Consider the following 13,640-nt stretch of genomic DNA (forward strand, 5'->3'; position numbering starts at 1 on the left):
TATACAACAAAAAAACTGCCCCAAACTATTCTGGGGCAGCTTTTTTATATGCAAGTAGCACATAGCATCATTACATTAGTAACTAATTTTCATAACCACAAAGTTTTCTGCCCTTTTTTTTAGCATCTTCCAGAGTCACTTTTTCAGGCTCTTTACTACATCTTTGCAATCCTTTACAATTAGGAGAGTAATGATATGCCTTGCTATTAGCTCCATTGCAAATATATACATATTTAGGAGCCACATTTCCTGAATAAGTCAATGCACTTACTAACAGGATAGTAAAAAATAATTTCATAAGGTATTATTTAATTAACTGAGTTTATAAACTATAAAAATCAATAGTATTAGTATAATGGGTAATGATATATACAACAATAATTTTATAGATTGTTGTGATTTTTCTATTTTCTGATACTCTTCTTTAATAACAATTTTAATGCTGTCTGCTTGTTTTTCTGAAATTTTCTCAAAAAGTTCTTTTATTTGTAATCTTTCATTTTCAATAACTCTCTTGATTTCAGAATAGCTATTTTCTAATTTTATTTTGAGGATATCAGCTAAATCTTTATAAGAATCTTTATTATCTTTGGTTATAGTTTCAAAGTTTTTGTCTAATGTTTTAGCTAATTCTTCTTTATGTTCTTTGCTTTGTTCTTCTATTTTTGCAAGTAAGGTATGTACTTCTGCATAACTTTTTTGTTGCTGAGTTTCTATTTCTTGTAAAAACTTAAGAATACTTTTTTGTTCCTGAATTTGAGAATCAGAAATTTGTTTTAAATAGTTCGTATTCTCTTTAAAAAAATCAATAATTTGTAAATTTTGACTATACAACTCATTAATTTTTTGATATACTTTTGAAGTGTTTTGCAACTTATCAAGCTCTTGTTCAAAACCATTAATAATCTTATCGAATTGTTCTAATTTGCTCATATAATTTAGTATTTAAGTCTTTTATTTGTTGTAATTTTTGTCGATAATTATCATATAACAGATAGGGTAAATCAAATTTTTCAGCAAAAAATTCTAATTTCTCAGGATAGTATTCTTTAATAACATCACAAAGTATTTCTTTTTGTTCAGTTTTAAAATAACTTCCTAATTCTACCAACTTTTCTAAAATAAAGTTTTGATGCTCTGCAGAAAAGCTTTTTTTATCATTTTTTATTGACTTAAAAGCTTCTTTAAAGCGAGGTTCTCCATCTGAGTTATTAAAATCATCCAAGACGAGTCGTATAAGACCACTGACAAAATTCAAACCTACATTATTTTGATAGCTTTCCAAAAAACGACTGACAGCATCTTGCAGATTTCTATATTTTTCATTTTTTAGTCTATTATCTTTTATTGCTGGGATAAAAATACTGTTAGAAACATAGTTACCTTCTTTTATTTCATTAGTAGATTCTTGGTAATAAAACACTTTAAACCATTGTTCGTACTCAAAAGGTTTTTCACCTATAGTTTGTAAAATCGCAGTTACATCATTAAAAACAAAGTAACTATCCAAACGAGCTTTAAAGTCATCACTTCCCTTAAAATCAAGACACCAATCATAAAGCGTCTTTAAGGATTGTTTCCTATTATAGACAATATGATCAAAAATCCATTGTAGTAGGTATTTTGTTGCTTTTTTTAAGAATGTTTCTTCATTTACATTTTCTATCTCAGATTTAATATCTTTAGTAGGTTCATATTTTCCTATATAATTTTCAAGGCTTTTAAGAATATGGTTTTCTTCTTCTGAATCAAAAGTTACTTCAAAAAATTGTGTAAAATCATTAGTCCAATCCTTTACAAGTCCTAACAGAGAAAGTCGATAGATGAATTTTTCTTTTTCCTCTCTATCTTTAGTTCCTCTAAACTCAACAAATTTGGTAACTCCCTCTTGAAAATACTCGTTTTTAAAAGCTATAACCTCATTCAAATCCTCCTCTACATCCCTAAGACCTTGTAAGAAGAGATATATTTGTGCAAAGACATCTTTCCCATCTTTATATACTTGATTTTGTAAGTTCCTAATTTCTTGAATAGTAGTTTGCTGGTCAAAGATTTTCATTACATCAAAAGGTGTAATCATATCTTCTTTTTTAGGGTAATAAGTCTCAGGAGAGAATAATACATAACATTTTCCTTTTTTATTCATATTCTCTTCTTTATTCTTATCCCAACGAGCTGCACGTCCAGCTTCCTGATAGAGAGATTCTACTGAAGCAGGAATTCCATAGTGAATAGTATAGAAAATATTATCCTTGTCAATACCCATTCCAAAAGATTTAGTAGCTACCATTAAAGGAAATTTATTTTCCTTAAAACCTTTTTGAACTCTATTTTTATGTGTTGTAAAAGCTTCTTTACTAATCTTAGGTATTTCTTTAATTATTAATAAGTATGTACTATTATTAGGTTTAGTAGCCTCCTTAAGTCTATTTGTTATAAGATTTTTATTATCTTGAATGATTTTGTTCAATTCTTCTTGTGATAAACTCTCGTCAGATTTTTTTACTTGTCGTTTGATCTCATCAATTACAGCTGATAAATTATGAATAATAAATTCAGGTATTGAAACTTGTAAATATGTTTTTTCAGAAGGAATACTACCTGAATACCACTCTACTTTACCTTGATAAGAATTGTTTAAATTATTGCAAAGAGTATAACAGCCTTTCTTTCCATTTACATTAGGAGTGAAAATAAGTCCTGCCTTTTCATCATTTTCTAAGAAGTGTTCTTCTTTTTTGAATTTATCAATCAGTTTTGAAAGTTCTATTCGTTTTTCTCCTTTATCTTTAATAACCTCAAAAATAAGCTCTTTACGACTGTAGTCAGTAAGAGTTTTGATATTACTATCTTCTAAACTTGCTTTTTGACGAGAAAACTCTACTTTTATATCTTTCAGGACATTCACTGAAGCAGTAGCTGTAAGTCCTAAAAACTTTATAGTTCCTTCCCCATTTTCATCCTTAGGGCTCAATTTATCAATTGTTTTAGCTAAATTGAGGTAAGAAAGTCTAAAGCTATGCCCCCATTCTGAAAGACAATGTACCTCATCAATTACTGCATAAGCAATAGCAAATTTTTTATTGATAGCGCTTATTGTATCTCTAAAAGATTGTATTTGAAAACGTTCAGGAGAAATCCAAATAAATAGATATTTACCTTTAGCAAATTCTGAAAGAACGTTGTCTTTTTGATCAGACTCCAAATCGCTAGTAATCCAGTTAGTTTGTGAAATGAACACCCTTTCTAAGTTGTCTTTTTGGTCGTACATTAATGATTTGATAGGGCAAACTACAAAGCTAATAGCAGGCTGTAACAGACAAGGCAACTGATAACAAAGAGACTTCCCTCCTCCTGTTGGTAGTAACCCTATAGTGTCACGTCTATTAAGGGCATTTTGGAGGATTGGAAATTGCCCATCTCGAAAAAAAGGTTTATTAAAAATATTCTGTAAGAAAAATTTTAAAGTTTTTTTATCTTTTTCAGTAATATTATAGCTAATAGGTTGGCTTGTACTTACAATAAAATGATTCACATTATTCCAGCTAAACCATTTTTCAATATAATTAGGTGAAGTGGAAATAGGGAAACAATCAAAATAATCTGTACGCACAAAAATAGTTTTAAAGTAACGTTTATTTTCATCAGTATAACGTTTGTGCAAAGAAAAGTTTACATTGATAGCATTAGGAGTAAAAGCATACTCATTTCCTGTTATCTCAATATGTACTTGTGGTTTCTGAATAGCAGTTTTATTTTTAAGCAAATATAGATGATCTAACCATATAAGCAGATCATCTATTGCTAATTGAGCAAAGTTAGGAAGAGAAGTGTCAGTAAAAATAGAAAAGTGCCAATAGTCTTGAAGTTTGAGTTGCCCACTCATCAAAAGTTCTAAAACTAATAGCTGAAAACGAATAATAGCTGTCGGCAGATATTTAGTTTTTAAAAGTAACTCTTTACTTTCTTCATCTGTATTTTTAGGGCTATAGCAATCTAATAAGGCTTTACATCTATTTAACCTATTAATTATTTTCTCTATTTTATGAGTATAAACTTTATTAGAAAGTTCTTGGGTACTTATCCTAACTACTTCTATTCCTTTATTTCTAAGATAAGAATCACGTTTATCATCTAATTGTTTCTGAGTAACTTCTAAATGCTGGTTACCATCTATTTCAATTACTAATTTAGCTTGGGGGAGGTAGAAATCCACTTGTTGCTCTATAAATTCAGCATTATAACCACAAATATCATTAATCTCTATCTCAGGAATGATAAGAGATTGTACAAAAGCATATTCACCAAACTCATTAGGAATAATACGCTCAAAAAAGTCACGAGCAGGATTGGTATTTCCTCCCTTGATAGTGTAATACCATTGTTGCTGTTGCTTAGCTGGATATATTAGTATCTCCTTAAAATTAGCTTCTTCGTGAATTTTTCCTAACTTCTCTTGCAAAAATTGAGACATAGTGGTAGGAACTCCACGCCGTAAGATATTTTTCAAAATACAGCAAAAAGCGTAGAGCTCTATATCTTCAGCCTTTCCTTCTCTAAGGTTTTGAATTACAAAGTTAGAGCTTGTATAAGCATAGTTAGCGGTAAACTTCTTCATAAAGAGGAATTTATGGTTATAGGGAAAGTAATATTTTTTTACAGATAACCAAGTTTTTTAAGGGTATTTATAGCATATTGATTGCCTAAACTCGCTGCTATTTTAAGAAACTCAATTGCTCTAGTTTCTTGACCTGCCTTTGAGAATATCTGCGAAAGCATTGAATAAGGATTAGAGTAGTTAGAGTCATATGATAAAGCTTTTTTACAATCTTCAATGGCTTCCTGTAGTTTATTGAGATTTTTTAAAGCATTAGCCCGATTGTTATACATACGCTTAAACTCAACGCCTAACATCACTCCCATATCCATTCCTTCTAAATCCTCATTAAAAGAGCTATTAGGATGTTGTTTTTTGAGCTCTATTGCATAGGTGTAAAACTCAAGTGCTTTTTGATCATTTCCTAAATTCAAATAACAAAAACCTATTTGGTGATATTGAGCATATACATGCACATCATTACCAGCAAAGTCTATTGCTTTTTCATAGTTTTTAATAGCATCAACATAACTGCCCAAGTCTTCTAAGACATTAGCTTTGAAAGCAAAATGTTTCCAATCATCAATATCCGATTTTTCTATCGTTCTATTGATGTTGAGCAGTGCATTATTAAGATTCTGTTGATTGTAATCATCTATAGCTTGTTGGTAATAGATGATATATTCAGGGAGAGCTCCAAAATTCAGATTTTCTCTCTTTCTTAAAAAGGTAGTTCTATTTCTACCAAAAGCTTTAGCAAAAACATTCATATTCCTTGTAAAATAAAATTAGACCAATATCTTAGATTTCCTTTACAATTAGGATCTCCTAAATCGGCACCCATTTCCAAATATTTTAATCCTTTTTGGTATTCTCCAAGTGAACAATAAGCTATGCCTAATCGATTCAAATTATCAGTAGCTTGAGGAACGTATCTATAAGCTTTAAGACAATTCTCCTTGGCTAATTCCCAGTTTTCTTGTAAAGCGTATGCAAGTCCCAATGTATAATACCCTAATGGTGACTGATATATATCAACTAATTCTTTACCTAAAGCTACTGCCGACTGATAATTTCCATTATCACAACATTGTAGACTTCTATTAAAAAGCTCGTTAACTATTGTATTCATAAAATCTATTTAAAAATTTCTTCATACCAAGCAGAAACATCTTCACGAATATCACTATATTGACTACCACAGCTACCATATTTATTTCATATAGAGCCTAAGTTATATTTATTACTAGTTAAACACCTTGTAACATATCTGAACAACCCATACAAGCAGTTTGCTTTAGTTGTTCATATTGATGCTGCATATATGCACAACTCATACAAGCAGTAAAGTTATGTTGTTCTAAAAAAATGGGATCAAATTCTTTTGTTTGAAAATTATATCTATGTTTTATATACCCAGACAGAATCTTTATAGCTTCATTTATTAATTGATGACATCTTTCCAAAAAACGGCGAATGGCATTTATACCTAACTGATTTAGTTTTTCTTCCATTCCTAGTTCATTTATTTTTTGTATAATTTCATTATCAGGTTTATTGTACAAAAAATTGTACTTAAACAAAAGGTAAGACTTATTGAAATTGCATATAAAGTATCTCTCAGCAAAAATATCACCTAATTTTTTTAAAGTATTTCCATAATTAAATTCAGAAACTTTACCTTCTTCATTTCCTACTATTATGCTTTTTTTTTCTTCTAATAGCTTATAATTTTCATTTAGAGGTTGGCAGATTCCCTCATACTTGATAGGAAAAAGGTCATTGTAGCTCTCTACGAATTGATCTATAGTAAATTCCCCTTTTTTATATCTATCTATTGTGAAATTAAGATGCTTAAACCATTCTCGTAATTCTAATATAATTTTTTTGATTTCAGGATCGTCTTTCTTTTCACTAAGTTCAAGAGGAGTATTGAAATTTATAAATCCTTTATTAAGCCTTGAACAATTTCTATCAATATGATAACACAATCGTCCTTTTATTTCAAAAATATAAGCAAGATTATCTTTTCGCTCTTCAACTATGTTATAATTTTTTTTTATGAATTTAAAATAATTTCTCTCTCCTTCATCTAATAAAATGATAGTTTGGGTTAGTAAATTTCTGATTTCAGATTTGTTGAATATTCTAAATATATCTTCTCTATCTAAGATATATTTTCTAAATAGTTTTGGTAGATCATTATCATCAACTTCTATTTGATTTTCTCTACAAAATTGTGCATAAGCTGTTTGGGTAATAAAAGCCATATTTTTATATTGAGTTAGTACTACTCTTAAAAGGATTTTTGGTTACTCCTATTATTTATTTTTTAACTTTTCATATATAACATTATCGCCCTGCAAAATTAATACTTTTTTTGACCTAAAAAATGCACTTGTGGGTGGAATGGGCGGTATAGTTTTTAATTACCAATTTATAATATCTTTTCTTGCTTCTCTTAATAGGGAACGAGGCACATTGTTTGTCGATTTATAAATTTTTTGAGTTGTCATAAACATATATTCCATATAGGTATAGGTTATAATATCTCTGTTATAAGGTTTATTTATTTTATTATGAACAACAAAAACCTCGTTATCTGAAGTATTAATGTTGTAAATATCTTTTATAGTTTGCAATAGCCTAGATAGATAGGCTATGCCAGAATCATATTCGCTTTCATAATTCTCAATTATATCAGATAACAAAGAAAAAGCTACTATTTTTTCTTTAAGAATTTGACTATTATTTATTTGGTAAAGTTTTGCCCATAACAAAGGTATTGTATCGTAATTCTCATTACGTTTGTAGCAAATAACTAAATTAGAAAGAGCATCATCATTGATAGGCATTATTGTAAGAGCTTTTTCAAAGTATTCTATTGCTTTTTGTATATTTCCAGAATTATAAGCTAACACACCTTGATTATTGTAGCTATCCGTTTGCATTGCTATTCTCATTTTTTCTTCCATCGTGATTAGCTGCCACTTACTTTGAAATTCTAAAAATTCATTCATATTTTTTATATTTTAATTAACCCTACTTAAAAGGATTTTTGGTTACTCCTATTATTTATTTCTTAACTTGTCATATATGACATTATCACCCTGCAAAATTAATACTTTTTTTGACCTAAAAAAATATATCGTATGGAAAATTTAGATATTTTTAAACAGGTTGGTAAAAAAGTACAGAAAATCAGGACTTTAAAAGGTCTTTCACAAGTTGATTTAGTAGGTAAAATGGAAGGTAATATCGATACTACCAATATTTCACGTATTGAATCGGGACGTACAAACCCCACCCTACTCACACTCTACCGCCTCGCTCAGGCTTTAGAAGTACCCATTAGCGAACTCGTTTCTTTTGACGATGCAAAGGTAGAACAAAACAAAATATCCTCGTGAGAGTTGCAAATTTGCAAGTTATTAAAACATAAACCCTATCTCTTCATCTAGCCTTTTAGCTTCTTCTTTACACCAAGGAATATACTTATAATTTTTATTCTCAGGATCTGAAATAATGCAATAGTTCTCTGCAATTTCAGGGTACATTAAGCTGTAAAATTTAGCTTTAATACGTGAAAGATGTGGGTAGATAGCCTTGCTATCTATATCTATTAAATCATCAATAGTTTTCATCATTTTGTCATAGTTATTTTGGTTAGAAATCTCCAAATAGAGGTTTTTAATGTTTTCTTTATAAAGGTATAGATCATTAAGATTTATTCCATAAGAATTTTGACAAAAAAGAATGTAAATCACTTTCGTGAGATGGCTAAATTGTACCTCTATATTGTATTTTGGCAATAGAATGCGATAATCGGTTGTAACAACAACAGAGCTTAGCTCTTTTTGGTCTGTAATAGCTTGTTTTTTTAAAATCTGGTCTAATATAGGGAGTACTAAAAAAAGTTGCCCAGAAGCTTTTAGCTGTTCGAGGTTCTCAAGAATAATTTGTAAATGTTCTTTAGTAGATTCATCAAGTGTGTCTATATGTTTCTCAATATCGTCAGCAGAAGGATTTTTGTGAATTTCAAACCCTATAGGTGAAAAAGAAATTTCATTAGTATAATTGTCATAATTCTGTTTATTTGTTATTGCTTCATCTATTTTTTCAAGTAATTCAGAATGAATAGAAGTATATTCAATAATATACTTAGGTTCTCCTCTTTCAACAAACACAAAACCAGTTCTGATATTCCCTTTATAATTAAGCATTTTAAGAAATACAGGAATGATATTTTGGTAGTTTAGTGGATACTTGGTATGAAATAACTGATTGGTTTCATTAAATTTTTCTAAGTTCAGAGTAGCTAACCAATCGGTAGGAGTACCAAAAGATAAAGGTTGATGAGTAATTATAGGGTAGAAATAAGAAAGCACCTCACTCAGCAGATCTGTAGAAAGGTATTCTGTTGTATCTAAAGTTACAAAAGTAAAGTTTTGGTATATTCTTTTGAGTTTTACTAACTTTTGTAATCGTTTTTGGTTGTTTTCTAAATCAAAATACACCAGATAGTTTCCTCCCAATAAAAAAGCTATCATATCCTTTAGAGGGGTATCTTCATAGTTAGTAGTTTCTATTTCTTCACAACACATATCTATGTTACGAAAAAAGTGAGGAAGTTTAAGTTTTTTAGTTGTTTCCATAGGTACTAAGGTTTATTTCATTTGACAATGCAAAGGTAGAACAAAAAGGAATATCTTCGTGAGAATTGCAAATTTGCAACTCTAACAAGTGCTGCAAAGATAACCTTTTTTCTCTAATAAACAAAAAAACTGCCCCAAACTATTCTGGGGCAGCTTTTTTTATTTGTTAATTTTTAAATTTGCTAATTAACGAATACTCGCTTTGAGGTATTCTCTATTGAGGCGTGCTATATTTTCAAGCGAAATACCTTTAGGGCATTCTACTTCGCAGGCACCAGTGTTGGTACAGTTACCGAAACCTTCGTGTTCCATTTGGTTCACCATATTCAGTACGCGCTCAGTAGCCTCTACACGACCTTGAGGAAGGAGGGCAAATTGCGATACTTTAGCAGCTACAAACAGCATAGCCGAAGAGTTTTTACAAGTAGCCACACAAGCCCCACAACCTATACAAGCCGCAGCGTCCATAGAGCGGTCGGCATCGCGTTTAGGAATAGGAATAGCATTGGCATCTTGTGTATTACCCGAAGTGTTTACCGAGATATATCCCCCAGCTTGTTGTATGCGTTCAAAGGCACTTCTATCCACCATCAAGTCTTTGATTACAGGGAAAGCTGTTGCACGCCAAGGCTCGATAGTAATAGTATCACCATCTTTAAACATACGCATATGCAACTGACAAGTAGTTACCCCACGGTCAGGACCGTGAGCTTCACCATTGATGAAGAGCGAACACATACCACAGATACCTTCGCGGCAATCGTGGTCAAAAGCCACAGGTTCTTCACCTTGTTCGATGAGTTGTTCATTGAGTACATCCAACATTTCCAAAAAAGACATATGGTCTGAAATGTTGGTTACTTTATAATCTACCATACGACCTTTCTCCTTAGAGTTTTTTTGTCGCCACACTCTTAGTGTTAGGTTCATTGTTGCCATATCTTTCTATTTATAACTACGTTGTTTTAGTTCAATATCTTTAAATACAAGAGGTTCTTTATGCATCACCTCCTCACTTGGGTTGTAAGTATTTACTACCTCTTTAGGGTTACCAGTATATTGCCAAGCTGCTACATAAGCATAGTTTTTGTCATCACGAAGCGCTTCGCCATCAGGAGTTTGGTATTCTTCACGGAAGTGTCCACCACACGATTCGTTGCGTTCCAAAGCATCCTTAGCAAATAGCTCACCAAGTTCAAGGAAGTCAGCCACACGTCCCGCTTTTTCAAGCTCTACGTTCATACCAGTAAGCTCACCAGGTACTTTTACGTTCTTCCAGAAGTCCTCACGTATTTCGCGTATTTCTTTGATAGCCTCTTTCAAGCCCTCAGCATTACGCGCCATACCCACTTTATCCCACATCACCTTACCAAGTTTCTTATGGTAATAATCTACCGAGTGCGTACCCTTGTTATTGATAAAGTAAGCCAAGCGCTCCTTCACGATGCGTTCAGCCTCATCAAATTCAGGCGTATCAGTAGGTATTTTGCCAGTACGAATATCAGCAGCTAAGTAGTCACCAATAGTATAAGGCAATACAAAGTAACCATCAGCCAAACCTTGCATTAGTGCAGAAGCACCCAAGCGGTTCGCACCGTGGTCAGAGAAGTTAGCCTCACCAATAGCATAGCAACCAGGGATAGTAGTCATCAAGTTGTAATCTACCCAAATACCCCCCATAGTATAGTGGGTTGCAGGATAAATCATCATTGGCGTTTTATATGGGTTTTCAGCTACAATCTTTTCATACATTTGGAAAAGGTTACCATATTTAGCCTCAACAATCTTTTCACCGCGTTTAGTAACCTCTTCTTTAGTAGGTTCTACCCCGTGTATTTTACATTGTTCCTTACCATAACGCTCAATAGCCGAAGCAAAATCAAGGTACACAGCTTCACCTGTTTCATTTACACCATAACCAGCATCGCAACGCTCTTTAGCAGCACGTGAAGCCACATCACGAGGCACAAGGTTACCAAAAGCAGGGTAGCGGCGTTCCAAGTAGTAATCGCGGTCTTCTTCAGGTATTTCAGTAGGTTTTTTGCGTTTTTCGCGTATTGCTATAGCATCCTCCATTTTCTTAGGAACCCAAATACGACCATCGTTACGTAGTGATTCCGACATCAAAGTCAGTTTAGATTGGTAGTCGCCTGAACGAGGAATACAAGTAGGGTGAATTTGAGTAAAGCAAGGGTTTGCAAAGTAAGCCCCTTTCTTGTGTATTTTCCAAGCTGCTGTAGCGTTAGAGCCCATCGCATTGGTTGAAAGGAAGTACACATTACCATAACCACCCGAAGCAATAACTACAGCGTGAGCCGAGTGGCGTTCAATTTCACCTGTTACCAAGTTACGAGCAATGATACCACGCGCTTTACCGTCTACAATTACCACATCCAGCATTTCGTGACGATTGTACATATCAATCTTACCACGAGCTATTTGGCGGTTCATCGCTGCATAAGCCCCTAAAAGAAGCTGTTGCCCCGTTTGCCCTTTAGCGTAAAAAGTACGTGAAACTAGCACCCCACCAAAAGAACGGTTATCAAGTAGCCCACCATAATCACGCGCAAAAGGAACCCCTTGAGCCACACATTGGTCAATGATGTTACCCGATACTTCAGCAAGGCGATACACATTAGCCTCACGAGCACGATAGTCGCCCCCTTTTACAGTATCGTAAAATAAGCGATAGTTAGAGTCACCATCACCCATATAGTTCTTAGCAGCGTTGATACCCCCTTGTGCAGCAATTGAGTGCGCACGGCGTGGAGAATCCTGATAAGCAAAAGCCTTTACATTATAGCCCAATTCAGCAAGGGTAGCCGCAGCCGAACCACCAGCCAAACCAGTACCCACCACAATCACATCAATATTACGCTTGTTAGCAGGGTTCACAAGGTTGATATGGTCTTTATATTTTGTCCATTTGTCCGCTATAGGACCTTCAGGAATTTTAGAATCTAATGTACTCATAAATATTAAGCATTTAATAAGTGTTTAAAATAATGGAAGAGAGCTACGAAAATAAAGCCCCCACAGATAATGTAAGAATACCAATTACCCACTTGGCTAATAAGTTTCTTGCGAGCATCGTCTTTCCACCCCATTGATTGAAAAGCCGACTGAAAGCCGTGTAGCAAGTGCAAGCACAAAAACACAAAGCAAAGCACATACAAGCCTACACGAATAGGGTTCTCAAATTTCTCTACCAACTCGCCATAGTAGCGCTCTGGGTTCGGAGCCAATTGCTCAATGTATTTATAGTTCATTTCGCCTACCCAAAAATCCCACAAGTGAAGTGCTAAAAAGAGGAGTACCAGCATTCCTGTGATAATCATATTGCGCGACATCCAAGAAGAGTTCGCCGCTCCGTTATAACTATAATAAGGCTCACTGCCTCGTGCTCTTTTGTTTTGAAGTTCCAAAACAAACCCCATCACAAAGTGAAAAATTACCCCAGCAAGCAATACAGGCTGCATAGCAAACTGTATGAGTGGGTTTGTACCCATAAAATGCGAGAGCACATTAAAGGTACTCGGACTTAGTACCGACATAAAATTGACGGCTAAGTGTATCACCAAAAAGATGATAAGAAAGAGTGCCGAGAGCGCCATCGTCATCTTTCGTGCTACAGATGTTTTAAATAATCCTGCCATTCGTTCTATAGTTTTATATAATAGTATATTACGTTAAATTTTCGTTACAAATGTACGACAATATTTTTATTTGTACAATAAAAAAAGTGTATAAAACCTTAATTTATATTCGGTTTAAAAAAGAACACATAAGATTACGAACTGATATTGAGTATATAAAGGTTAAGAAAAACTTAACAGTTGTAGCCTTTTATTTTAGTCTTTTACAATCATTTTAGGATTAGTTATACCCCCCAATTCAAAATTCAGAATTCAAAATTCATAATTGTTTCCCACCGAACCTTGAGCGATAGATAAGCGATAGGTAAGGGATAGGTAAGGGATAGGTAAGGGATATGTAAGGGATAGGTAAGGGATAGGTAAGGGATATGTAAGGGATAGGTAAGGGATATGTAAGGGATATGTAAGGGATAGGTAAGGGATAGGTAAGGGATAGATAAGCGAAGGAAAGTCGGCGAGCTGGCACAGCCGAGTATGTGACGAAGGATAAGCGAAAGATAAGCGAAGAATAAACGAAAGATAAGCGAAGAATAAAGCTTTTTTACACATATAGCACGTTTTTCAAATTTAAACAACAATAAATTAAGAAGAAAATCTAAAAAAATCATACTGTTAAAATAAACGTAAAAGGCTGTATTATAAGATGTTAATACAATTTATGCAAAAAATTCAATCTTAAAATAATGTTAATTTTTTAGGATATATTACTTTTTTTAAAATATTTTATATTAA

13 protein-coding genes are annotated in these 13,640 nt (G+C 32.9%); 1 reads left to right on the forward strand and 12 read right to left on the reverse strand.

What is annotated here, in order from left to right; translation table 11 throughout:
* Positions 1–82 precede the first annotated feature (82 nt).
* From J4N46_RS06995 to J4N46_RS07025, 7 genes are all read right to left on the reverse strand, one after another.
* Entirely contained in the window at positions 83–298 is a 216-nt protein-coding gene (locus tag J4N46_RS06995) for a hypothetical protein (protein ID WP_236013873.1), read from the reverse strand.
* A 14-nt stretch (positions 299–312) separates the two neighbouring features.
* Entirely contained in the window at positions 313–933 is a 621-nt protein-coding gene (locus J4N46_RS07000; RefSeq protein WP_208058706.1) for a hypothetical protein, read from the reverse strand.
* Positions 908–4,618, reverse strand: coding sequence for a DEAD/DEAH box helicase (locus J4N46_RS07005; protein ID WP_208058707.1), 3,711 nt, complete (start codon positions 4,616–4,618; stop codon positions 908–910). The genes J4N46_RS07000 and J4N46_RS07005 overlap by 26 nt, the downstream gene beginning before the upstream one ends.
* Positions 4,619–4,656: 38 nt before the next feature.
* A complete protein-coding gene (locus J4N46_RS07010) occupies positions 4,657–5,367 on the reverse strand; it encodes a tetratricopeptide repeat protein (RefSeq protein WP_208058708.1) in 711 nt (236 codons plus the stop codon).
* Entirely contained in the window at positions 5,364–5,729 is a 366-nt protein-coding gene (locus J4N46_RS07015; protein WP_208058709.1) for a hypothetical protein, read from the reverse strand. Before J4N46_RS07015 ends, J4N46_RS07010 begins: the two co-directional genes overlap by 4 nt.
* A 118-nt stretch (positions 5,730–5,847) precedes the next feature.
* The gene (locus J4N46_RS07020) at positions 5,848–6,867 is read right to left on the reverse strand and encodes a hypothetical protein (RefSeq protein WP_208058710.1); all 1,020 of its coding nucleotides are present in this window, start codon (positions 6,865–6,867) and stop codon (positions 5,848–5,850) included.
* A gap of 159 nt (positions 6,868–7,026) precedes the next feature.
* Positions 7,027–7,617 carry a tetratricopeptide repeat protein gene (locus J4N46_RS07025; protein ID WP_208058711.1) on the reverse strand — a complete coding sequence of 197 codons (591 nt, stop codon included), beginning with the start codon at positions 7,615–7,617 and terminating at the stop codon, positions 7,027–7,029.
* 132 nt (positions 7,618–7,749) lie between these two features.
* On the opposite strand from J4N46_RS07025, the gene J4N46_RS07030 reads away from it, so the two are divergent.
* Positions 7,750–8,007 carry a helix-turn-helix domain-containing protein gene (locus J4N46_RS07030; RefSeq protein ID WP_208058712.1) on the forward strand — a complete coding sequence of 86 codons (258 nt, stop codon included), beginning with the start codon at positions 7,750–7,752 and terminating at the stop codon, positions 8,005–8,007.
* Between the two features lie 21 nt (positions 8,008–8,028).
* On the opposite strand, the gene J4N46_RS07035 is transcribed toward J4N46_RS07030, so the two are convergent.
* The 5 genes from J4N46_RS07035 to J4N46_RS07055 form a co-directional block, all read right to left on the reverse strand.
* Positions 8,029–9,252 carry a hypothetical protein gene (locus J4N46_RS07035; protein ID WP_208058713.1) on the reverse strand — a complete coding sequence of 408 codons (1,224 nt, stop codon included), beginning with the start codon at positions 9,250–9,252 and terminating at the stop codon, positions 8,029–8,031.
* Between the two features lie 186 nt (positions 9,253–9,438).
* Positions 9,439–10,191 carry a succinate dehydrogenase/fumarate reductase iron-sulfur subunit gene (locus J4N46_RS07040; RefSeq protein ID WP_009416646.1) on the reverse strand — a complete coding sequence of 251 codons (753 nt, stop codon included), beginning with the start codon at positions 10,189–10,191 and terminating at the stop codon, positions 9,439–9,441.
* Positions 10,192–10,197: 6 nt separating this feature from the next.
* Complete coding sequence (locus J4N46_RS07045; protein WP_208058714.1) at positions 10,198–12,225, reverse strand: fumarate reductase/succinate dehydrogenase flavoprotein subunit; 2,028 nt, start codon at positions 12,223–12,225, stop codon at positions 10,198–10,200.
* 5 nt (positions 12,226–12,230) lie between these two features.
* Complete coding sequence (locus tag J4N46_RS07050) at positions 12,231–12,908, reverse strand: succinate dehydrogenase cytochrome b subunit (protein WP_208058715.1); 678 nt, start codon at positions 12,906–12,908, stop codon at positions 12,231–12,233.
* A gap of 252 nt (positions 12,909–13,160) precedes the next feature.
* Positions 13,161–13,457, reverse strand: a complete 297-nt coding sequence (locus J4N46_RS07055; protein ID WP_208058716.1) for a hypothetical protein — start codon at positions 13,455–13,457, stop codon at positions 13,161–13,163.
* Positions 13,458–13,640: the final 183 nt, after the last annotated feature.

This window comes from Capnocytophaga bilenii, assembly GCF_017565765.1.
GTDB lineage: Bacteria > Bacteroidota > Bacteroidia > Flavobacteriales > Flavobacteriaceae > Capnocytophaga > Capnocytophaga bilenii.